This is a genomic window from Sulfitobacter sp. IGS-18, assembly GCF_059628195.1.
Window position 1 is genome coordinate 1641639 of the sequence record NZ_CM184556.1, and the last position, 19807, is coordinate 1661445.

The window sequence follows — 19807 nt, forward strand, 5'->3', positions numbered from 1 at the left end:
TTTCGGGTCCGGAACTAGCCCAGAAAGATGCCGACGATCACCATCATCAGGCCGATCACGGAGAGAAACAGCGCGCCCAGGTTCAGCGGGATCGCGGATTTCAGCACCTGGCGCATCGCCTCATCGTCCAGCCTGGCACGTTTGGCGCGTGACACGCTGATGATGCACCAGATCAGCCCGACCAGCCCCAGCAGCGAAATCGCCGCCCCGGTCCAGATCACGATGTCCAGTATGTTGGTCGCACTTGTTTCCATGGCGCCTCCGCTACGCCAAAGAGGGGACCGGATCAAGTGCGTCTTGCAGGGCGCGCGGCGCGCTTGTAGTCAGTGCCGACCAACACCAAGCGCAGGAGAACGCAATGAGCGATACAGGCACCAACCCCGAAGTTGTCGATACAGTGGGCGATGCGACCTACCGCGTGACCGCCAATGAACTGCGCCAGTTCATCGAACGGATCGAACGGCTGGACGCCGAGAAAAAGGACCTGGCCGAGCAGCAGAAGGAAGTCATGGCCGAGGCCAAGGCGCGCGGCTATGACACCAAGGTGATGCGCAAGGTGATTGCCCTGCGCAAGCGCGACAAGGACGACATTGCCGAAGAGGAAGCGGTGCTGGAAATGTACAAGGAAGCGCTGGGCATGTGAGCCGGCGGGGCGGCCATTCAGGAACTTTTTACGCCGGCATGATTAATTCGGGCCGAACAAGTTCATCAGGGTGGCCGCATGACGTACATTATATCAGCAGTGTCGCGGCCATTTTTGACCGTGGCGCTGGTCTTGGCGGGATCGTGCGGTGCGGGTTATGGCCAGCAAGCCTGGGCCGAGGTGGATGCCGCGCAAAATGCCCGCAACAGGATCAGCCTGGCCGCGCGACAGCGCATGTTAAGCCAGCGGATGGCCAAAAGCGCCTGTCTGTCGATGGTGTCGGTCGACGCGGAGGTCGAAGCGCGCCGCGCGCATGATGCCGCAACCAGTTTTGACGAGATGCTTGTCAGTCTTGCCGAGGGCAATGCCGAACAGGGCGTGCTGAAAGAAACCTATCCGGACGTCCGTGCGGGGCTGGCGCGCACTGCGGCTCTTTCTTCGGGGCTGACCGCGTCGGTAAGGCAAATCGCGGCGGGTGACCTGCACACAGTTGTTGTCTGGTTGATGGTCAGCCGCAATGTTCCGGCCTTGACTGAAATGAATGCAACCATGGAATTGATGGAGGCGCATTACGGCACCGCGCAGATTGATCCCGGGATCGCTGCGGCAATTGTGCTTGCGGGCCGTCAGGGCATGCTGAGCCAGAAAATGGTCAAGGAGCTTTGTTTCCTGTCGATCGGCATCGGGGGCGCGGATGTGCGCGAAGCTCTGGCAGATACAGTCGATGTCTTTGACACGGCGCTTCACCGGCTGTTCAGGGGCGGCAAGGACGGCGCGTTGGGCGGCAAGCCGAAGCCTAAGCAGCGCGGTCAGTTACGTGCCGTGAAAAAAAGTTGGAAGCCGATGAAACAGATGCTGGAGGAGGTTGTGGGAGGTGGTGAGATCACCGAAGAAATCCTGCGTGACGCCGCCCGGCAAAGTGAAGTTGTGCTACAAGAAGCCGATGCGCTTGTCCTGCTTTATACGCAGGACTAGACTCAGCGCCCCAAATCCCCTTGCACCCCAGCGCCCTGCTCAATAGAAGGGCAGAAATTTTCGCCCGCGCCCCATTCGGCGCGGCCTTATTCTATGGAGCACACATGCAGGTCAACGAGACGCTGAACGACGGTCTGAAACGCGGCTATGCCATCACGCTGACGGCGGCTGAACTGGACGCCAAGGTGAACGAGAAACTGGCCGAGGCGCAGCCTGACGTTGAGATGAAGGGTTTTCGCAAGGGCAAGGTGCCGATGGCGCTGCTGAAAAAGCAGTTTGGCCAGCGCGTGATGGGCGAAGCGATGCAGGAAAGCATCGACGGTGCGATGAACGAGCACTTTGAGAAATCCGGCGACCGCCCCGCGATGCAGCCCGAAGTCAAGATGACCAACGAAGACTGGAAAGAAGGCGACGACGTCGAGGTCACCATGACCTATGAGGCGCTGCCCGAGATCCCCGAGATCGACATGTCCCAGATCGAGCTGGAAAAGCTGGTGGTCAAGGCCGACGACGCCGCCATCGACGAGGCGCTGAAGAACCTGGCCGAAACCGCGCAGGATTTCAAAGCCCGCAAGAAAGGCTCCAAGGCCAAGGACGGTGACCAGGTTGTCATGGACTTCGTCGGCAAGGTCGACGGAGAAGCCTTTGAAGGCGGCTCTGCCGAGGATTATCCGCTGGTGCTGGGCTCCAACTCCTTCATCCCCGGCTTTGAAGACCAGCTGGTGGGCGTGAAGGCCGGCGAGGAAAAGGCGGTCACCGTCAATTTCCCCGACGACTACCAGGCCGAGCATCTCAAGGGCAAGGAAGCGACCTTTGACTGCACCATCAAGGAGGTCAAGGAACCCGTCGCCGCAGAGATCAACGACGAACTGGCGACCAAGTTCGGCTCCGAGGATCTGGAAGGTCTGAAAAAGCAGATCGCGGAACGTCTGGAAGCGGAATATGCCGGTGCCTCCCGTGCGGTCATGAAGCGCGGTCTGCTCGATGCGCTGGACAAACTGGTGAGCTTCGATCTGCCGCCCTCGCTGGTGGAAGCCGAAGCGGGCCAGATCGCGCATCAGCTGTGGCACGAGGACAACCCGGACGTGCAGGGCCACGACCACCCCGAAATCGAAACCACGGATGAGCACAAGACGCTGGCGGAACGCCGGGTGCGTCTGGGCCTGCTGCTGGCAGAGATCGGTCAGAAGGCCGAGGTCGAAGTCTCGGACGCCGAGATGACCCAGTCGATCATGAACCAGGCACGCCAGTATCCGGGCCAGGAGCGTCAGTTCTTTGAATTCGTGCAGCAGAACCAGCAGATGCAGCAGCAGCTGCGCGCGCCGCTGTTCGAGGACAAGGTGATCGATCACATCGCCGAACAGGCGAAAGTGACAGAAAAAGAAGTGTCCAAAGAGGACCTTCAGAAGGCTGTCGAGGCGCTGGAAGACGAATAAACCGCGTCTCTTTAGAGGCTTGCAGGGCCGTGTCCGTTGGGTACGGCCTTTTGCGTTTGGGGGGCGATTTTTTCGAAAAAATCGGCCCGGAGTTTTTGAAAACTCCGGCGGGTGGCAAGGGTTGCATGCCGGGTGAAAGCGCCGTTTTCTTCGAAGAAAACGGTCCGGAGTTTTTGAAAACTCCGGTGCCACGCGGAATTGGAGAGCGCCGAGAAAGGCACAATCGCCCATTTCGATCTGGGGGCGGTGACCTATGGTCTGGTGCTGGCGGCATGGAGCAGGGGCCTTGGCACCGTGATCAACGGGCAGGGCATCATGCAATCGCCCGTGGTGCGCGAACATGCGCAGATCCCGGAGGATCAGGTGATCCTGAGCTGTGTCGCCATGGGCTGGCCCGATGACAGTTTTTCCGCCAATGCGGTGCGCTCCCGGCGGCGCGGGGTGGATGAGGTCGCCCGGTTTGTCGGGTTTGACTGACCGTCAGCCAAAGATGAGAAACCCGGTATAGGCGGTGTAACCCGCAAGCAGCGCCGCCCCTTCGCCCCGGCTGATCCGCCGGCCCGTTGCCCCCATGACCAGAACCGCCAGTGCGGCCGCTGTCATCACCCAGATGTCCAGTGTGACGAATTGCGCAGGTACCTGCATCGGGCGCACAAGTGCGGTGACGCCGAGAATTCCCAGCACGTTGAAGATATTGCTGCCGATGATATTGCCAAAGGCCATCTCGGCCTGACCCTTGCGTGCGGCGACAATCGAGGTCACCAGTTCCGGCAGGGAGGTGCCGACCGCCACGATGGTCACCCCGATCAAGGCCTCTGACACCCCCCAGGAGGCGGCCACGGCAACCGCGCCACTCACCAGGGCGCGTGCCGCGAGGATCGTCACGATCAGACCGCCCAGTACCCCGAGCGACGCGCGCCAGAGCGGCGCAGCGGGCGTGTCACTGATGCAGTCCAGGTTATCCTCACCGCGCCGCAGGGCGCTGACAAGATAAAGCGCCAGACCGGCCACCAGCAGCAGCCCCATGGGCCGGGTGATGCTGCCCCAGAGCACCAGCACAAGTGCGGCACCTGTGGCCCCCAGCATGACCAGCCCGTCCCGCTGCAGCGTTGCCCTGGCCACCACCATCGGGCTGAGCGCGCAGGTCAGCCCCAGGATCAGCAGGATATTGGCGATATTGCTGCCCACCACATTGCCGATCGCAATGCCGGGCGAGCCCGCAAGGGCGGCCTGCACCGATGTCACCAGCTCCGGCATCGAAGTGCCGAAACCCACCAGCGTCAGCCCGATCACCAGCGGGGATACGCCCCAGCGCGTGGCAAGGCCCACGGCCCCGTCCACCAGCCAGTTGCCACCGACCAGCAGACCGGCAAAGCCGATCACGATAAGCGCAAGATCAATCATTTGGGTGTCCCGGAAAGACCGGAACAGACACGATGCCGATCACTGCGCCACCCGGTAACGCCTAGATCATGGCGGGTGGTGCAGGCTTCAAGAGGTGGATGATAATATCGTCCGGCGCGGGCAGGGATCAGCCGCTGCGCAGCCCGGTCTCGACCAGCATGCCGCGGCGCTTGGCCTCGTAGTAATAGCCGCGCGCGTACCATTTGATGGCTGTGCTCTGGTCACCGTCCGAGAGCAGCCATGCCCCGCGCAGGTATTTCAGCGCATATTCAAGATTGGTATCGGCATCCAGCAACTCGGAGGGCGCGCCCTGGAAGCCCATCGACCGTGCGGTGGCGGGCAGGATCTGCAACAACCCGTAATAGGGGCCATTGCGCGCCTTGGGATTATGGGTGCTTTCGCGGATCGCCAGCTTGTGCACCAGCGGGCGCGGCAGCTCGTAATGATCGGCCCAATAGTTGATCTTTTGCCGCAGCTCCGGAGTCTCGTTGGGATGCAGCGGAATGGCAAGCCGCGGGGCGGGTTTGACCTCTGGCGCGGCGGCACAGGCAGAGACGGCAGCGGCGCAAAGCAAGGCCAGCGCGGCGCGACGGGTGTGATGAAACATTGTACGGATTCGCGATTGTGGCAACTGCGCAGAAACTACCGGCAGCGGGCTTTCTGGCAAGGGTGCAGCGCCGCGATGCGCGGGAAGTCGCAGGGGGATGCGCGGGAATCGGCCCAATGGGCCTGTAATGCAGGGGGATCAGGCCGGATGTGCCCATGCCTGCGGGAGGCCGGGCCGGTCAGCAGGCTGGCCCGAACACCCCCGAAACTTGCACTTCGGATCCGGATTTTCTAGACTTCCGGCATCGGTCAACACGCACAAGGGGAGGGCACAAGCTGAACATGCGTATCATCCGCCGACTTCAGCATGGTCCCCGCTACGCCCTGTAAATCCGTTTGCAGGGCTGGTCAGAGACGACACGTCGAACTGCCTGCCCAGGGCCGCGTTGCGGCACCCCTTTGTTTGACCAGAGAATCCCATGACCATCATCAATATCAACGCTTTGGGCGTCACCCTTGGCGCATCGCTGTTTTCTGACCTGAGCCTGAACATCACCAGGGGCGACCGCATCGGTCTGGTGGCCGCCAACGGGCGCGGCAAGACCACCCTGTTGCAATGCCTGGCCGGTGAGCTGGACCCCACGACCGGCGAGATCACCCGCGCGCGCGGGTTGCGCATTGGCTATGTCGCGCAGAATCTGCCGGAGGCGGCGCTTGGCCAGACGCTCTATGACCGGGTGCTTGCAGCACTTCCGGCGGAACAGGCCGAATACGAGGGCTGGCGGGTCGATGTGGTGCTGGACGATCTCAAGGTGCCATATGACATTCAGCACAAGGAGCTGGGCGCGCTCAGCGGTGGCTGGCAACGCACCGCGATGCTGGCTTCGGTCTGGATCACCGAACCGGATGTGCTGTTGCTGGACGAGCCGACCAACCATCTGGACCTGCAGCGGATCGGGCTGTTGCAGGGCTGGCTGGCAGCTTTGCCCCGTGATGTCGCGGTCGTGGCCACATCCCATGACCGGGCGTTTCTGGACGAGACCACCAACCGCACCCTGTTCCTGCGGGCGGAACGCTCCCGGGTGTTCCAGCTGCCCTATAGCGCCGCACGGGGCGCGCTGGACGAGGCCGATTCCGCCGACGAGCGGCGCTTTGCAAATGACCTCAACAAGGCGCAGCAATTGCGCAGGCAGGCGGCCAAGCTCAAGAACATCGGGATCAACTCCGGTTCCGACCTGCTGGTGGTCAAGACCCGGCAGCTGAACGAAAGGGCCGCACAGATGGAGGCGGCGGCCAGGCCCGCGCATCAGGAGCGCAGCGCGGGAGAGATCAGGCTCACCAACAGCGGAACCCATGCCAAGGCGCTGATAACACTGGATGATGTGCCGGTTGAAACGCCGGGCGGAGATCTGTTGTACCGGACCGGGCAGAAGTGGATCCTGCCCGGTGACCGGGTTGTGCTGCTGGGGGCCAATGGCACCGGCAAGACCCGTCTGGTCATGCTGATCGCGCAGGCGCTGACAGATGCCGCGGGCCCGGTGAAATGCGCGCCCTCGGTTGTGTCGGCCATTTCGGACCAGCATCTGAGCCAGCTTTCGGACCATGACACCCCGATGACGGCCATCACCGGGGCTTTCGACATCGGCGACCAGCGCGCCCGCGGGGTGCTGGCCGGGGCCGGGGTGGAGATCGGCATGCAGGACAGGAAGATCGGCGCGCTTTCGGGCGGGCAGAAGGCGCGGCTGGCGATGCTGGTGCTGCGGCTGAAGAACCCGAATTTCTACCTGCTGGATGAGCCGACGAACCATCTGGACATCGAAGGGCAGGAGGCGCTGGAGCAGGAGCTGATTGCGCATGGCGCCTCCTGCCTGCTGGTCAGCCATGACCGCAGCTTTCTGCGTCAGGTGGGGACCCGGTTCTGGTGGATTCGCGGTGGCAAGCTGGAAGAGGTCGCCAGCCCGGAGCCCTTCCTGGCCGGAGCGATGGGGGTCGCGCCGGGGTGAGGACCAGCTGTTGCGTGATGTCGGAAGGTGCTTGTGCGGCGTTTTCTGCTGCCCCGATTTTGCAGTGACTGGTACACAATGCACCCGCCCGGCCTCCGCCATGCGCGCCGCTTGTTGAGGCGGGCCTGCAATGTGACAGAAACGTCGGTTCTACCCGACACCGGATGCCGGAAACAAAAACGCCGCGCGGACCCTTCCGCGCGGCGTTTCAATGTCAGTCAGGAAAGGTTCAGCCGCGGCCTGCGGTGTCTTCCTGATCGCCAGATGCGGCTTCTTCGCCGGCATCATTGCCTGTGTCGATGTCCATGTCGTCCAGCTGCGCTGCGCCGATATCGTCGAACAGCTCCTGGATTTCGAACTCGGCCGCCGCTTCTTCTTCGGCTGCCAGTTCCTGGATGGATTTGCCGGATGCCTGAAGCTCGGCTTCTTCGACCGAACGGGCCACGTTCAGTTGAATGGTCGCTTCGACTTCGGGGTGCAGGACGATCAGCACGTCGTGCAGGCCCAGTTCCTTGATCGGGGCGCTCAGCACGACCTGCTTGCGGTCGATGGTGAACCCGCCTTCGGTCGCGGCATCGGCTGCGTCACGGGTGGTGACGGAACCGTAAAGCGCGCCCGCGTCGGAAGCGGAGCGAATCACGACGAACTGCTGACCGTTCAGCTTGTCCGCCATCTTGTCGGCTTCTTTCTTGGTTTCCAGGTTCTCGGCTTCAAGCTGCGACTTGCGCGCCTCGAAGGCTTCGACGTTGGCCTTGGAGGCCGACAGCGCCTTGCCCTGAGGCAGCAGGTAGTTGCGTGCAAAGCCGGGCTTTACGTCCACGACTTCGCCCATCTGACCCAGTTTGGCGACACGTTCCAGAAGGATAACTTGCATGTGCTTTCTCCTTACTTGACGGCGTAGGGCAGCAGGGCGAGGAAGCGGGCACGTTTGATGGCACGGGCCAGTTCACGCTGCTTTTTCGCAGAAACTGCGGTGATGCGGGAGGGGACGATCTTGCCACGCTCAGAGATGTAGCGTTGCAGCAGACGTGTGTCCTTGTAGTCGATCGCAGGTGCGTTGTCGCCCGAGAAGGGGCAGACCTTGCGACGGCGGAAAAATGGTTTTGCAGCCATGGTTTATGTCCTTTTCTTCAAGCTGATGATCAACGGCGCTCACGGCGCTCGGGGCGCTCGTCGCGTTTCTGCATCTGCACGGAGGGCAGCTCGGCGTGGGTGTCGACCTTGATGGTCAGAACGCGCATCACGTCGTCGTGCAGGCGCATCAGGCGTTCCATTTCCTGAACGGCCGGTGCAGGTGCATCCGAACGCAGGAAGGCGTAGTGGCCCTTGCGGTTCTTGTTGATCTTGTAGGCCATCGTCTTGACGCCCCAGTACTCGCTATCCACGAGTTTCCCGCCGTTGTCGGACAGGACGGTGCCAAAATGTTCGATAAGGCCTTCGGCTTGCGTGTTGGACAGATCCTGACGCGCAATCATGACATGCTCATATAGCGGCATGCGGTCTCCTATTTATATCAAGGCGCATTTCATAGGCGGGGCGGTATCCCTTGCGGCCCCACCACGAGAGACTGCGCGGTTCAACAGATGTGCAAAGGAAACGCCGATATACACGGTTTGCGGCGCAGGGCAAGCGCCCCGCGCCGTTTTTCACGCTATCCAGGTTGCGGGCCGCGCCCCGCCGCGAACAGCCCCCGGCGCAGGCCAAGCGCCGAAACGCTCTGCTGCAGCACCACAAGGGTCAGCAGCGCCATCATGCATTCCGCCAATGGCCCGGCCAGCCAGATCCCCGGCTCCCCCAGGATCAGCGGCAGACAGAATGTCAGCGGCAGGCCGAAAGCATAGCTTTTCGTCAGCCCCAGAAGGGCGGCGCGGCTGGCATTGCCGATGGCCTGGAAATAGGAGGCAATGACGATCAGCGGCCCGGCCAGCCAGAACATCGCGGTGTTCACCGGCAGGATGCGCGCGAATTCGGCGATGACCCCCGGCTCGGTGACAAAAAGGCCCGCGATGCTCTGCGGCATGGTGGCAAAGACCGCCTGCATTGCCGCGCAATAGACAAATGCGGTGCCAAGCCCGATCCGCAGCCCGGTGTCGGAACGTGCCCATGCCCGCGCGCCATAGTTGTTGCCGACGATGGTTTGCAGCGCATGGGTCAGCCCGAGCAGCGGCAGAAAGGCAAAGGTCATGACGCGGGTCAGGATGCCGAAGGCCGCGACAGTTGTTTCATAAAGCGGCGTGTTCACCAGTTGCAGCACCACGATCACCGCAGCGGAGCTGAGCGAGAGGCCGATGAAATTCAGGCTTTGCGGTGCCCCCAGCGCCAGAATGCGCCCCCAGCAGGCGTTGAGCGGGATGCGCAGCAGCAGACCGGGGCGCAGCTCGGTACGCCCGAAGCTGCGGAAGGCGATGATGATGACCAGCGCCAGCATCTGCGCCAGCGCCGTGCCAAGGGCGGAGCCGGCCACGCCCAAGCCCAGAAGGGCGATCAGGATATAGTTGAACCCGATGTTCGACAGCGACACCAGCAGGCTCATCGCAGCCATGAAGCCGACGCGCCCCTCGTTGCGCAGGGCGTCGGAATTGACCGCAAGGACAAAGAACAGCGGCGACATGAACACCGTGATGCCAAGATAGGTCTGCCCCATGGCCGCCAGCACCCCGGACCCGGAGGCCAGCGCCAGGGTCACGACCCCGCCAAACAGCAGATAAAGCAGCATCAGCACGCCGCTCATCAGCAGGGCGAGCCCATGGGCGCCGGTAAAGACTCGCGCCGCCCCGGCCCGGTCTCCGGCGCCCAGGTTGCGGGCAAGGATGCTGGACATGCCGTTGGAGACCAGCGTCGCCAGCGCGACGATCACCATATAAAGCGGAAACACCAGGGTCACGGCGCTCAGCGCGTCAGCGCCGACGTAGCGGCCGAGGAAAATGGCGTCCACGACGGCCAGCAAACCGTTCATCCCCATGACAAAGATGATGGGCAGGGCGGTTCGGGCAAAGATCGGGCCAAGGGCACCGTGGACAAATGGATTTGGAGCAGGGTTCGACATTGTGGTCCTCGCAAGCTGCTTCACATGGGGGAGGGTGCTCGCCTTGCCGACCTGCGAAGTGCATGTGAGGTCAGAGATGTTACACGACCTTCACCGTGACTTGCGTCTGCGAGCAGCAGGTGGCCGGACCTGCGGCAGGATTAGCGCAGGAAATCCTCTGTCGCAATGGCAAATCGGGGAGTGTCGCGCGCATTGGTATCCGCGTTGCGGTCCGTTCGGCGCGTGGCGAAGGGCAGGAAAGAGCCAAGTCTGACCGATGTGGCGGCAAGGATGAACGGCAGCGCCCGACGATGATGCGGCCAACCCCGGTTATCCCGGGTCGGCTTTCAGTTTTCCCGAACGCCATTTGAACATTTGAAGATGAGCCATCCTGACCACAGGGACGCATTCGGAACAACGACGGCGAGGATCGCAGGCTGTGGGCTTTCGACTGAGCATTTAGAATTAATGGGTCCAGAGCCTAAGGCAGCGTGCCGATTGCAAAGAAAACGCCATACCGCGCGAAAGGCATCCTTGTCGCGCCCGCCATGCAGGCCGTGACTTCCGGGATGATCGGTGCCGCGCGTGACAGCAGGATCATCACCGGGCCGCTTTCCTGAAAGATCGCGATTAAGGAGGCACGCTCCTCCGCATCCTTGACCAACAGGGCAACGCCCTTTTGCCCCCAGACCCGGCTGATCCAATACCCGGTTCCCGCGGCCAGGGACATGCCCGTGATCGCCGCCACGGCCCCCGCGGGAAAGCCGATCAAAACGCCCGCCAATATGGTGATGGTGAGTGCCGGCACCGCGACGAAGAGGTCTGCGAACAACAAGAACACAACCAGGCCGAACACAATCGCCGGGTCCACGCGCTGTGCCCATTCCAATAGTGCCTGAACGTTTTCGACCGTGAGAATCCCCAGCAGCCGTCCCGCAACGAAGGTCAGTGCAAACAGACCTCCAAGGATCAGCATGACTTTGAGGAGTGGTTTCATCGCTCAGGCCCCCTTCATGATGCGCGCTGCGGCCATGGGCGACAGGCGTTGAATGAGCCGGAGCAGTTTTACCTTGCCAACGTCGATGTTGGGGCGGCCGGTTGACAGGCCCGCGACGATCTCTGCCACGGCCTGTTCAGGTGTGATTTTTTGGCCACCGCGCCCGTCGGTCATCTTGGTGTCGACCATCGGCAGAAACACCTGTTTGACGGAGACGCTTGTCCCCTCCAACTGATAGCCGAGGGATTGCGAAAAGATATTCAACGCCCCCTTGGTGGCGCAGTAGATGGCGGACCCTGCCTTGGGGGCCAAGGCCAAACCGGAGTTGATGTTCACGATCATCGCCGATTGCGCCTGCATCAGTTGCGGCAAGAGCAGATGGATCAGGGCACAAACTGAGGTGAAATTGACATCAATCTCCCGGCGTATCGTTTCGTACCGGAAGTCAGGGTCAGTAAAGCGTGGCGTGAATTGAACGGCGGCATTGTTGAACAGCACATCAATGGCATCGCCCCGCTTCACCAACGCGTCCGCCGCACGCTCAACCGCAGCAATATCAGCCAGATCGGCCTCTTGGATCGAAATTTTGGGAAATTCCGCGCGTAGTGCATCCAACCCGCCTGATGGCCGCGCAATGACAGAGATGCGGTTGTTCGGTTCAAGCCGTCGCAAAATTGCAAGGCCCAGGCCCGACGCAGCTCCCGTGATTACAATGTGTTTGTTTTGAAGTTCCATGTCATACACCCGTTGCGCTTTCATGATTTGCGGGCACGTTAGGCAAACCCCAAGACGCTGGAATTAACCCGGGTTAAAACGCATGAAATTATCTGACTACGTCGCTGCGCACGGGCGGCCCCGCACATACGACGCAGGAGAATATCTGTTCCGCCAGGGTGAACAGGACGGATCAATCTACAGTCTTCAAAGCGGCTTGTTAAAGGCATACTATCTGTCGGAAGACGGAAAGGAGCACATCAAGTCCTTCATCCTTCCCGGCGGCAAGATCGGCAGTCTCGCATCGTGCTACCAAGGCGAAGCGTGCACGTTCAGTTTGGTCTGCCTGAAGCCATCCGCGCTTGTTGGTGTGAACTTTTCTGATCTCAATGAAGCGAGCCGATCTGATCCGGAACTGTCCGGCGAGATTGTCGATTTTCTGCTGAGCTTTGGCATTCGCAAGGAAATGCGCGAATATGAACTTCTGTGTCTGTCGGCAGAAGACCGGTACAAAAGGCTGTTGGAACACACGCCAGACCTGTTTGACCTGGTGACCCAGAACGAGATCGCGCGATATCTGGGTGTGACCCCGGTGGGATTGAGCCGGATCAAGAACCGAATTTCGTAGAGCGCGCTATTTGGAAACCAAAATACCAGCGGCAGCCTCCGCCCGGATTGGGCCTGCGGTTTCAACGGGCGGTCGCAACACTTTTTTGCGAACGCTGGCAAAATCCGCCGCACCGGACCCTTCCACCCTGCGCTGAATGGCTTGTCCTGCCCGGAAAAGGGCGACGGCAATGCCGGTTCTGCCCCCGGTCTCAACAAGGTCCGATCCGCGCCGCGGCTTCGCCCAGCTTTGGTCCAATTCCTTTTGCAGCATCACATCAACCAAACAAAGGCCAACCAAATAAAGGCCAACCAAATAAAGGCCAACCAAATAAAGGATTGGGCAGATGACGGCAGCAGCGGATTTTACCAAAGGCAGCGCAATCACGCGTGAACCGGTATCCATGGTGGACGGGGGCCGGATGCTGGCCCGCACATTGCAGCGCATCTGTGGTGCGGGGCTGTTTCTGGCAGCTTTCGTGATCTGGCTTGCGCCCGGCACCGCCGAGGCGGAAGTGATGTTGTTCCGGCTGTTGCTTTCCGTGGCGGCGGCACTGGCGGGACTGGGCATGATGCTGGCCAGCAGCAAGCCCGGGGCGCCCGAAATCGAAATCGACACGATCCGCCGCACCGTCAGCCTGGTCCGGCCCGACGGTTATGGCGCGCGGGAGGTGCTGACGCGCAGCAGCTTTGCCGAACTTGGCGCGGCCGAGGTCAGCGGTCCGGTTGTCCGTTTGTGGGATGCGCAGGGCGTCCTGCTGGCCGTCGCGACGCTGACGGATTCATCCCTGCGCAACAGCCTGATCAACGGCCTGCGCGACGCGGGCAAACTCGCCTGATGCGCTGACAGCAGATGCGCAGCCCGGAAGGGTTCGCAGAAGGCAATTGTTTGCTGGCGCGCAGTCGCTGTGAGGACATGTTGAATTGATTCCGTCGTGGCAAGCCGCACATCTGCTGCCACGACGATCAACCAACATCCTCCCAGGAGTACCACATGAAGCATATGATTTTTGCCGCGGCTCTGGCCCTTGGCGCGACCGGTGCAATGGCGGCCGACACGGCGACCAAGGCGGAAAAATACACGCTGGACCCCAGCCATTCGCAGGTCGTGTTCAGCTATGAACACCTCGGCTTTTCGACAACCTACGGCATCTTCTCGGGTTTCGAGGGTGAGATCATGTTCGATCAGGAAGACCCCGCCGCGTCTTCCGTCACCGTGTCCATGCCGGTCATGTCGATGTTCACCGGTTGGGAACAGCGCAAGAACCACTTCATGGCCGATGACTTTTTCGGTGCGGAAGAGGGCGACATGATCACCTTTACCTCAACCGGGATCGAGGTCACCGGCGAGGATACGGCCCTGATCACCGGCGATCTGACCATGAACGACGTGACCAAATCCGTGGTGCTGGATGCGAAGCTGAACCAGCTTGGCGACCACCCGCAAGAGGGCAAGCCCTGGGCCGGTTTCGATGCGACCACCACCATCGTGCGGTCCGACTTCGATCTTGGTGCCTTTGCACCCTATGTCAGCGACGAAGTTCAGGTGAACATCTCGGTCGAGGCGATGAAAGCCGACTGATCGTTCTGAGCGGAACAAGCGAAAGGCCGGGGATTGTTCCCGGCCTCAGACTGTTGACAAACCCGGAAACGACTGCCGCCTGAGGCTAATCGTTCTTCTGCGCTCTGCGTTACGTTGTCGAACGAAGGGCCGCGCCCGAGCCTGGGAGGGCGCATTGAGACGCGCATTCGGAGCGCCTCCCTTACAAATATCAATGTTGTCAGTGTGATACGAGAAGTCACCAAAAGCGCCCTCCCGTTTTGCCGGAGGCAAACCTTCGGTTTGACGGGAGGGTCGGGCGCGGCCCGGGCTTTCAGCCCGCGCCAAGGGTTGTGGCTGGCGTCGTGGAAGAACGATTTCGTTGTTTCGGGGGGAGCGGGTGCAGGAACGTGCGTTTTCAGCAGCCTCAGGCCGGGGATTGTTCCCGGCCTTTTTGCATCTGGAAGGCTGCGATTGGAAGGCTGCTATTCGGTGCCGGCCTGCGCGCGACTTGCGGTCAGCCGGATCGCGACATCCACTGCAAAGGCCAGGCTGTCCTCCTTGGGCATGTTGTCACCGATGCCAAAATCGCGCCGGTCCAGGGTCACATCCGCCCGCATCTCGGCGGCGTTGTCCCGGATCGACAGCAGGAAGGGCAGGGTCAGCGGCACTGACCTGTCCTTGATGGTCAGGGTGCCCAGGGCTTCGTACCCGTCGCTGGCATGACGGATCTCGCCGCTGAAGGTGGCGGTGGGAAAGCTCTCGGCGGCAAAGAAATCCGCGCCCAATGCCTGTTTGGTGACCGACCCCAGCGTCAGCGAGGGGATGGAAATGGTGGCGGTGACATCGCCCACGACACCGGTCGGCTGCGCATCGTCAAAGGAAATCGCGGCGGTCCAGTCGTTGAAACGGCCTTCGACCTCGGATCCGAACTGGGTCACGCGCAGCGCGATCGTGCCCTCCTGCACCTGCCAGTCAGAGGTGACTTCGCTCAGGGCCGGACCATTGGGGAGCGCCCCATCCGCGCCCTGCGCCATGCTCAGGGCCAGACCAAGCGAGGCGCACCAGATTGCCACAGCGGCCACCACCGGTAGGGCGCTGTGGCTGGCCTGCGGCAGGGGGCCAATCGGCGCGTCGCCCGGCAACATGCGGCGCAGGGTGCTGTCTCGGTCGATAAAGTGATGTTTCAGTGCGCCGATGAAATGCAGCAGGATTGCCCCGATCAGCACACGGCCCGAGATAAAGTGTACCGCACCGGCGAGATGTTCCAGGCTGGTGGATTTGGGCACCAGCGGCAGATTTTGTCCCAGCGGCCACCAGATCGGCGCAAATCCGGAGGCGGCGGCATGCCCGATCCAGCCCGACAGCGGCACAATCACCAGCGCGCCATAGAGCAGCCAGTGCACCAGCTCGGCCAGAAAACTCTCTGCCCTCTTGTCGGCGTTCAGCAGGCCCGGCCTGGGCTGGCTGACTGCCCAGAGGATACGGGCGAGGGCGACGAAAAAGACCAGCACGCCAAGGGTCTTGTGCAGCGAGAACAGCCAGGCCTTGCGTGCAAGTTCGGCATCTGTGGCATAGGGCAGATCCTCGGCCACGAGGCCCAGGACAATCAGGGTCAGGATCAGCAGCGCGGTCAGCCAGTGAAAGGTTTTCGCGACACCGCCATAGCGGATCTGGGTGTTGGTCAGGGGCATCTGGATCTCCGGTCGGGTTTGGCGCATAGATACCGGCTGTTTCCGCCGGGGCAATGCCAATAGACGCAGGCCCGCTGTGCAGCCATGCGCGATGCGCTGCGGGCTTGTTCCGGCAGGCCGTGCAGGCTAGACCCGGTGCCAACAAAGAGGAGGCCAAGATGAGCATCGCATTCGTATTTCCAGGGCAGGGCGCACAGACCATCGGGATGGGCAAGGCGCTGGCCGACAGTTACCCGGAGGCGCGGGCGGTGTTCGACGCGGTGGACGAGGCGTTGGGTGAGAAACTCTCGGCGCTGATCTGGGAGGGCGAGGCAGAGGCGCTGACCCTGACCGAAAACGCCCAGCCTGCGCTGATGGCAACCTCGATGGCCGCCCTTGCCGCGATGCGCGCCGAAGGTTTCGACCTGGACCGCGCGGCCTTTGTCGCGGGGCATTCGCTGGGGGAATATTCCGCGCTTTGTGCAGCAGGCACCCTGTCGCTGGCTGATACGGCGCGGTTGCTGCGCATCCGGGGCCGCGCGATGCAGGCGGCGGTGCCGGTGGGTCAGGGCGCCATGGCGGCGGTTCTGGGGCTGGATGCCGAGGCCGCCGAGAAAGTGGCGGCAGAGGCCGCACAGGGCGATGTCTGCCAGCTGGCGAACGAGAACGATCCCAGCCAGAACGTGTTGTCGGGCAGCAAGGCGGCGATTGATCGCGCCGTGGTGCTGGCCAAGGAGGCCGGTGCCAAGCGCGCGCTGCCGATGCCGGTCTCTGCGCCTTTCCATTGCGCGCTGATGCAGCCCGCCGCAGAGGAGATGGCCCGCGCCCTGGGCGAGGTCGGGATGAAGGACCCGGCCGTGCCGCTGGTGGCCAATGTGCTGGCGACCAGCGTGACGGATGCCGGGCGCATCCGCGAACTGCTGGTCGAGCAGGTGACAGGCCGGGTGCGCTGGCGCTCTTCGGTGGAATGGATGGCCGCCCAGGGCGTGACCGAGTTCTGGGAGATCGGCGCAGGCAAGGCCCTGTCCGGCATGATCCGCCGCATCGCCAAGGACAGCACCTGCCGCGCGGTCGGCACGCCGGAGGACGTGGCCGCGCTGAAAGACGCCTGATGTTCCGGCGCCTTGCCCTGCTCCTGTTGCTGGCGCTGGCCGCCTGCGCGACGATCGAGAACGCCAGCGATGGCACGACCCTGCGCGTCGAGGGCGACAGGCTGTATCTTGCGGGGACAATCACCAGCCGCACACCTGCCAATTTCGAGCGGCTTCTGGCGCAGAATCCGCAGGTCAGGACACTGGTGCCGACGCAGGTGAGCGGCTCTGTCGATGGGGCGGCGACGGTGCGCATGGGCTATCTGCTGCGCGCGCGCGGCATCGACACCCATCTGACGCCGGACAGCGTGGTCGACTCGGGCGGGGTGGATCTTTTCCTGGCGGGCAACCGCCGCACGATGGCGCGCGGCGCGTCCCTGGGGGTACACAGCTGGCGCAATGGCTACCGCGAGGGCAGCAGCTATCCGCGCAGCGCGCCGGAACACGATATGACCCGCAGCTATGTCACCGATATGCTGGGCAGCGATGCGTTTTACTGGTTTACCTTGGCTGCCGCCCCCTCGGACGGGATACATGAAATGACACCGGGCGAGATCGCCCGCTATGGCCTGCTGACAGAGCCGGTCGGGAATTGACCACGAAAAGGAAGATATATGTTTGATCTGACAGGGAAAAATGCGCTGATCACCGGCGCGTCCGGGGGCATCGGCGCAGAGATCGCGCGGCAATTGCACGCGCAGGGGGCGGTTGTCGGCCTGTCCGGCACGCGGACCGAGCCGCTGGAGGCGCTGAAGGCGGAACTGGGCGAGCGGGCGCATGTGCTGCCCTGCAACCTGAGCGACTTGGCGGCGGTGGATGCCCTGCCGAAACAGGCGGCTGAGGCGATGGGATCGGTCGATATTCTGGTCAATAACGCAGGCATCACCCGCGACAACCTGTTCATGCGGATGTCGGATGAAGAATGGCAGTCGGTGCTGGATGTGAACCTGACGGCAACCTTCAAGCTGTGCAAAGGCGTCATGCGCGGCATGATGAAGGCGCGCTGGGGCCGGATCGTGAATATTTCGAGCGTGGTGGGGGCCACCGGCAACCCCGGTCAGGCGAATTACGCTGCGTCCAAGGCGGGCATGGTGGGCATGTCCAAATCGCTCGCCTATGAGGTCGCAAGCCGTGGCATCACCGTGAACGCGGTGGCACCGGGCTTTATCGCCACGGCAATGACCGACAAGCTGACCGACGACCAGAAGTCTGGAATCATGGGGCAAATCCCTGCGGGCCGGATGGGCACCGCGGCGGAAATCGCGGGCGCGGTTGTCTATCTCAGCAGCGCGGAGGCCGCTTATCTGACCGGCACCACCTTGCACGTCAACGGCGGCATGGCCATGTTGTGACCCTGCGCCTGTGGCGTCAGGCCATGACCTTGAATCGCCAATACCCTGCCGCGCCAAGCGCTCTGGGGACATTGGCGATGTGACCTGTCTTGGGGCAATGGCCGGAGGCTGTAATAACATTTGCGTGTCATGCGTCATGTGCTAAAGGGGGCGCAGAATCGTAAAAGGGGGTGCTTGCGTGCCCTATGGGCCTTGTGCGAACAAGGGTCAGAGCCGCTTCGGAAACGGGGCATCCGCCAACCGCTGAACATCAGCATGAGGCTAGTATAAACGGGGGTCATACCGGCCACCGGAAGACATGAGGACTTATTATGAGCGACGTCGCAGACCGCGTAAAAAAGATCGTTGTGGAACACCTTGGTGTTGAAGAGGACAAAGTCACCGAGAATGCGTCGTTCATCGACGATCTGGGTGCCGACAGCCTCGACACCGTTGAACTGGTGATGGCATTCGAAGAAGAGTTCGGCATCGAGATTCCCGATGACGCAGCCGAGAACATCCAGACATTCGGCGACGCGGTGAAGTTCATCAAGGAAGCTTCCTAAGTCCATGGGCCGACGGCATGGCCGCGGCTGAAAACCATCGAACGGCGTCATCCTCTGCGGATTGACGCCGTTTTTCGTTTCTGCGGTGCGGCGGGGGTTGCGAAGCAGCACGGGCATTTGCCAATGTGCGGTCAGGCAGTTCTCAAGAGTGAAAGTCATTCACCGCATGTCCCGCAATGTTCCGACGATCAATACCCACCGGCTGACGCTGCGCGCGATGCGGCGCGAGGATTTTCCGCGTTTCGCGGAGATCTGGGCAACGCCGGCGGTGGTGACCCATATTTCCGGCAAACCCTGGCCCAAGACACGGTCATGGGATGCCTTTCTGCGCAATGCCGGGCATTGGCAGATCGCGGGCTTCGGGCAATGGGCGATCCAGATACATCGCCAGCCCGAAATGTCCGGGCAAACGGGATTTTTCTTTGGTTCCAGGGGATTGGGTGATGATTTTGACCCGTTTCCCGAGGCCGGATGGGTGCTGGAACCCGGGGCCCAGGGGCGCGGCCTGGGGTTGGAGGCGGCGCAGGCGGCACATGATTGGTTCGACAGGGTGGTGGCGGGCCGGACGGTTTGCCTGATCACGCCCGACAACGAAGGGTCGTTGCGGATTGCCGAGACTCTGGGCTATACCCCGATGCGCGAGACCGAGATGGACGGTGATCCGGTGGTCCTGCTGACCCGGAAGGGCCCGCCGGTATGAGCCGCGCCGGGGCTGCGGGACACCACAGGGGGTAAGGTTTGCCTGACTTGCTGCACGGCAGTGGTGCTGGCAGATTTTCAGCTATCGGAAACCAAGGTATTTTCACTCATGCTCTCATTTTCGGAATTTCTGCGGCAAAAGCAGCATCTGCTTATCTCGGCCTGCGCCCTGTACCTGACATTGGTGATGGTGCCGCAAATGCCGCTGGCCGGTCCGCATATCTGGCTGATTGCGGCCGCTTTTTCCATTTTCGTCAATTTGACCTATCTGGCCAAGACCCATGGCCGCCGCGCGCCGCTGGGGCCGGAGACGCTGATCGCTTCGGTCCTGATCTGCGGCGGTGTGCTGGGGCTTGTCACTTCGCCCGCGCTGATTGTCGTGACGATCTTTGCGCAGGGCATCTGGCATCTGATCCGGCGCCTGCAGCACGGCGTGCCGCTGAAGTCTTTGAACACGCTGGGCTGCTTTGTGGTTGAAACAAGCTATGGCCTTGTCCTGCTGGTGCTTTTCCTGCGCTGAGCCGTCTGCCGCCCGATTTGCCTGATCCAGCCGAGCCG

24 protein-coding genes are annotated in these 19807 nt (G+C 62.1%); 14 read left to right on the forward strand and 10 right to left on the reverse strand.

All coding sequences use genetic code 11. The features are described from left to right. Nucleotides 1-14: 14 nt before the first annotated feature. The gene (locus tag ACWNZ3_RS07840) at nt 15-254 is read right to left on the reverse strand and encodes a hypothetical protein (protein ID WP_269364387.1); all 240 of its coding nucleotides are present in this window, start codon (nt 252-254) and stop codon (nt 15-17) included. 104 nt (nt 255-358) lie between these two features. On the opposite strand from ACWNZ3_RS07840, the gene ACWNZ3_RS07845 reads away from it, so the two are divergent. The 4 genes from ACWNZ3_RS07845 to ACWNZ3_RS07860 all read left to right on the forward strand — a co-directional run bounded on the left by ACWNZ3_RS07845 (nt 359) and on the right by ACWNZ3_RS07860 (nt 3531). Continuing rightward, nucleotides 359-643, forward strand: coding sequence for a DUF2312 domain-containing protein (locus tag ACWNZ3_RS07845; protein ID WP_067288826.1), 285 nt, complete (start codon nt 359-361; stop codon nt 641-643). A gap of 78 nt (nt 644-721) precedes the next feature. Further along, nucleotides 722-1618, forward strand: a complete 897-nt coding sequence (locus ACWNZ3_RS07850) for a type IV pili methyl-accepting chemotaxis transducer N-terminal domain-containing protein (protein WP_496901750.1) — start codon at nt 722-724, stop codon at nt 1616-1618. 104 nt (nt 1619-1722) lie between these two features. Next, nucleotides 1723-3054: a trigger factor gene (tig, locus tag ACWNZ3_RS07855; RefSeq protein WP_269364382.1), complete on the forward strand. Its 1332-nt coding sequence runs from the start codon at nt 1723-1725 to the stop codon at nt 3052-3054. A gap of 198 nt (nt 3055-3252) precedes the next feature. Then, nucleotides 3253-3531, forward strand: a complete 279-nt coding sequence (locus tag ACWNZ3_RS07860; RefSeq protein WP_496901751.1) for a nitroreductase family protein — start codon at nt 3253-3255, stop codon at nt 3529-3531. 3 nt (nt 3532-3534) lie between these two features. On the opposite strand, the gene ACWNZ3_RS07865 is transcribed toward ACWNZ3_RS07860, so the two are convergent. Both ACWNZ3_RS07865 and ACWNZ3_RS07870 read right to left on the reverse strand, forming a co-directional pair. Next, nucleotides 3535-4458, reverse strand: coding sequence for a calcium/sodium antiporter (locus ACWNZ3_RS07865; protein WP_274575305.1), 924 nt, complete (start codon nt 4456-4458; stop codon nt 3535-3537). 127 nt (nt 4459-4585) lie between these two features. Beyond that, the gene (locus tag ACWNZ3_RS07870; RefSeq protein WP_274575304.1) at nt 4586-5065 is read right to left on the reverse strand and encodes a transglycosylase SLT domain-containing protein; all 480 of its coding nucleotides are present in this window, start codon (nt 5063-5065) and stop codon (nt 4586-4588) included. Between the two features lie 418 nt (nt 5066-5483). Between ACWNZ3_RS07870 and ACWNZ3_RS07875 the strand changes: the two genes are divergently transcribed. After that, the gene (locus tag ACWNZ3_RS07875; protein ID WP_496901752.1) at nt 5484-7007 is read left to right on the forward strand and encodes an ABC-F family ATP-binding cassette domain-containing protein; all 1524 of its coding nucleotides are present in this window, start codon (nt 5484-5486) and stop codon (nt 7005-7007) included. A gap of 229 nt (nt 7008-7236) precedes the next feature. On the opposite strand, the gene rplI is transcribed toward ACWNZ3_RS07875, so the two are convergent. From rplI to ACWNZ3_RS07905, 6 genes are all read right to left on the reverse strand, one after another. Continuing rightward, a complete protein-coding gene (gene rplI / locus ACWNZ3_RS07880; protein WP_274575300.1) occupies nt 7237-7881 on the reverse strand; it encodes a 50S ribosomal protein L9 in 645 nt (214 codons plus the stop codon). Between the two features lie 11 nt (nt 7882-7892). Beyond that, nucleotides 7893-8120, reverse strand: a complete 228-nt coding sequence (gene rpsR, locus ACWNZ3_RS07885) for a 30S ribosomal protein S18 (protein WP_005852865.1) — start codon at nt 8118-8120, stop codon at nt 7893-7895. A gap of 29 nt (nt 8121-8149) precedes the next feature. Beyond that, nucleotides 8150-8503, reverse strand: a complete 354-nt coding sequence (rpsF, locus tag ACWNZ3_RS07890; RefSeq protein ID WP_067288809.1) for a 30S ribosomal protein S6 — start codon at nt 8501-8503, stop codon at nt 8150-8152. A gap of 155 nt (nt 8504-8658) precedes the next feature. Then, nucleotides 8659-10053 (reverse strand): MATE family efflux transporter, encoded by a 1395-nt coding sequence (locus ACWNZ3_RS07895; RefSeq protein WP_496901753.1) that lies wholly within the window; start codon nt 10051-10053, stop codon nt 8659-8661. A gap of 460 nt (nt 10054-10513) precedes the next feature. After that, entirely contained in the window at nt 10514-11029 is a 516-nt protein-coding gene (locus tag ACWNZ3_RS07900; protein ID WP_496901754.1) for a VTT domain-containing protein, read from the reverse strand. A 3-nt stretch (nt 11030-11032) separates the two neighbouring features. Then, the gene (locus tag ACWNZ3_RS07905) at nt 11033-11764 is read right to left on the reverse strand and encodes an SDR family oxidoreductase (RefSeq protein WP_496901755.1); all 732 of its coding nucleotides are present in this window, start codon (nt 11762-11764) and stop codon (nt 11033-11035) included. An 82-nt stretch (nt 11765-11846) separates the two neighbouring features. Here ACWNZ3_RS07905 and ACWNZ3_RS07910 point away from each other — a divergent pair, with 82 nt between their 5' ends. From ACWNZ3_RS07910 to ACWNZ3_RS07920, 3 genes are all read left to right on the forward strand, one after another. Then, nucleotides 11847-12371 carry a Crp/Fnr family transcriptional regulator gene (locus tag ACWNZ3_RS07910; RefSeq protein WP_496901756.1) on the forward strand — a complete coding sequence of 175 codons (525 nt, stop codon included), beginning with the start codon at nt 11847-11849 and terminating at the stop codon, nt 12369-12371. A gap of 325 nt (nt 12372-12696) precedes the next feature. Beyond that, the gene (locus tag ACWNZ3_RS07915; RefSeq protein ID WP_496901757.1) at nt 12697-13188 is read left to right on the forward strand and encodes a hypothetical protein; all 492 of its coding nucleotides are present in this window, start codon (nt 12697-12699) and stop codon (nt 13186-13188) included. A gap of 155 nt (nt 13189-13343) precedes the next feature. Further along, nucleotides 13344-13931 (forward strand): YceI family protein, encoded by a 588-nt coding sequence (locus ACWNZ3_RS07920; RefSeq protein ID WP_274575297.1) that lies wholly within the window; start codon nt 13344-13346, stop codon nt 13929-13931. A gap of 443 nt (nt 13932-14374) precedes the next feature. On the opposite strand, the gene ACWNZ3_RS07925 is transcribed toward ACWNZ3_RS07920, so the two are convergent. Beyond that, complete coding sequence (locus ACWNZ3_RS07925) at nt 14375-15583, reverse strand: cytochrome b/b6 domain-containing protein (protein WP_496901758.1); 1209 nt, start codon at nt 15581-15583, stop codon at nt 14375-14377. A 158-nt stretch (nt 15584-15741) separates the two neighbouring features. Here ACWNZ3_RS07925 and fabD point away from each other — a divergent pair, with 158 nt between their 5' ends. The 6 genes from fabD to ACWNZ3_RS07955 all read left to right on the forward strand — a co-directional run bounded on the left by fabD (nt 15742) and on the right by ACWNZ3_RS07955 (nt 19769). Next, nucleotides 15742-16674, forward strand: coding sequence for an ACP S-malonyltransferase (gene fabD / locus ACWNZ3_RS07930; protein WP_496901759.1), 933 nt, complete (start codon nt 15742-15744; stop codon nt 16672-16674). Further along, nucleotides 16674-17249, forward strand: a complete 576-nt coding sequence (locus ACWNZ3_RS07935; RefSeq protein WP_496901760.1) for a COG3904 family protein — start codon at nt 16674-16676, stop codon at nt 17247-17249. The genes fabD and ACWNZ3_RS07935 overlap by 1 nt, the downstream gene beginning before the upstream one ends. Before the next feature lie 18 nt (nt 17250-17267). After that, complete coding sequence (gene fabG / locus ACWNZ3_RS07940) at nt 17268-18005, forward strand: 3-oxoacyl-[acyl-carrier-protein] reductase (RefSeq protein ID WP_269364353.1); 738 nt, start codon at nt 17268-17270, stop codon at nt 18003-18005. 311 nt (nt 18006-18316) lie between these two features. Beyond that, nucleotides 18317-18550, forward strand: coding sequence for an acyl carrier protein (locus ACWNZ3_RS07945; protein ID WP_025048350.1), 234 nt, complete (start codon nt 18317-18319; stop codon nt 18548-18550). 166 nt (nt 18551-18716) lie between these two features. Beyond that, entirely contained in the window at nt 18717-19250 is a 534-nt protein-coding gene (locus tag ACWNZ3_RS07950) for a GNAT family N-acetyltransferase (protein ID WP_274575291.1), read from the forward strand. Nucleotides 19251-19358: 108 nt separating this feature from the next. Beyond that, entirely contained in the window at nt 19359-19769 is a 411-nt protein-coding gene (locus tag ACWNZ3_RS07955) for a hypothetical protein (protein ID WP_269364349.1), read from the forward strand. Nucleotides 19770-19807 lie beyond the last annotated feature (38 nt).

What these genes read in the sequence shown, in the direction of transcription:
- ACWNZ3_RS07840 (WP_269364387.1), bottom strand. Translation starts at nt 254, where the DNA reads ATGGAAACAAGTGCGACCAACATACTGGACATCGTGATCTGGACCGGG.
- ACWNZ3_RS07845 (WP_067288826.1), top strand. Translation starts at nt 359, where the DNA reads ATGAGCGATACAGGCACCAACCCCGAAGTTGTCGATACAGTGGGCGAT.
- ACWNZ3_RS07850 (WP_496901750.1), top strand. Translation starts at nt 722, where the DNA reads ATGACGTACATTATATCAGCAGTGTCGCGGCCATTTTTGACCGTGGCG.
- tig (WP_269364382.1), top strand. Translation starts at nt 1,723, where the DNA reads ATGCAGGTCAACGAGACGCTGAACGACGGTCTGAAACGCGGCTATGCC.
- ACWNZ3_RS07865 (WP_274575305.1), bottom strand. Translation starts at nt 4,458, where the DNA reads ATGATTGATCTTGCGCTTATCGTGATCGGCTTTGCCGGTCTGCTGGTC.
- ACWNZ3_RS07870 (WP_274575304.1), bottom strand. Translation starts at nt 5,065, where the DNA reads ATGTTTCATCACACCCGTCGCGCCGCGCTGGCCTTGCTTTGCGCCGCT.
- ACWNZ3_RS07875 (WP_496901752.1), top strand. Translation starts at nt 5,484, where the DNA reads ATGACCATCATCAATATCAACGCTTTGGGCGTCACCCTTGGCGCATCG.
- rplI (WP_274575300.1), bottom strand. Translation starts at nt 7,881, where the DNA reads ATGCAAGTTATCCTTCTGGAACGTGTCGCCAAACTGGGTCAGATGGGC.
- rpsR (WP_005852865.1), bottom strand. Translation starts at nt 8,120, where the DNA reads ATGGCTGCAAAACCATTTTTCCGCCGTCGCAAGGTCTGCCCCTTCTCG.
- rpsF (WP_067288809.1), bottom strand. Translation starts at nt 8,503, where the DNA reads ATGCCGCTATATGAGCATGTCATGATTGCGCGTCAGGATCTGTCCAAC.
- ACWNZ3_RS07895 (WP_496901753.1), bottom strand. Translation starts at nt 10,053, where the DNA reads ATGTCGAACCCTGCTCCAAATCCATTTGTCCACGGTGCCCTTGGCCCG.
- ACWNZ3_RS07900 (WP_496901754.1), bottom strand. Translation starts at nt 11,029, where the DNA reads ATGAAACCACTCCTCAAAGTCATGCTGATCCTTGGAGGTCTGTTTGCA.
- ACWNZ3_RS07905 (WP_496901755.1), bottom strand. Translation starts at nt 11,764, where the DNA reads ATGGAACTTCAAAACAAACACATTGTAATCACGGGAGCTGCGTCGGGC.
- ACWNZ3_RS07910 (WP_496901756.1), top strand. Translation starts at nt 11,847, where the DNA reads ATGAAATTATCTGACTACGTCGCTGCGCACGGGCGGCCCCGCACATAC.
- ACWNZ3_RS07915 (WP_496901757.1), top strand. Translation starts at nt 12,697, where the DNA reads ATGACGGCAGCAGCGGATTTTACCAAAGGCAGCGCAATCACGCGTGAA.
- ACWNZ3_RS07920 (WP_274575297.1), top strand. Translation starts at nt 13,344, where the DNA reads ATGAAGCATATGATTTTTGCCGCGGCTCTGGCCCTTGGCGCGACCGGT.
- ACWNZ3_RS07925 (WP_496901758.1), bottom strand. Translation starts at nt 15,583, where the DNA reads ATGCCCCTGACCAACACCCAGATCCGCTATGGCGGTGTCGCGAAAACC.
- fabD (WP_496901759.1), top strand. Translation starts at nt 15,742, where the DNA reads ATGAGCATCGCATTCGTATTTCCAGGGCAGGGCGCACAGACCATCGGG.
- ACWNZ3_RS07935 (WP_496901760.1), top strand. Translation starts at nt 16,674, where the DNA reads ATGTTCCGGCGCCTTGCCCTGCTCCTGTTGCTGGCGCTGGCCGCCTGC.
- fabG (WP_269364353.1), top strand. Translation starts at nt 17,268, where the DNA reads ATGTTTGATCTGACAGGGAAAAATGCGCTGATCACCGGCGCGTCCGGG.
- ACWNZ3_RS07945 (WP_025048350.1), top strand. Translation starts at nt 18,317, where the DNA reads ATGAGCGACGTCGCAGACCGCGTAAAAAAGATCGTTGTGGAACACCTT.
- ACWNZ3_RS07950 (WP_274575291.1), top strand. Translation starts at nt 18,717, where the DNA reads ATGTCCCGCAATGTTCCGACGATCAATACCCACCGGCTGACGCTGCGC.
- ACWNZ3_RS07955 (WP_269364349.1), top strand. Translation starts at nt 19,359, where the DNA reads ATGCTCTCATTTTCGGAATTTCTGCGGCAAAAGCAGCATCTGCTTATC.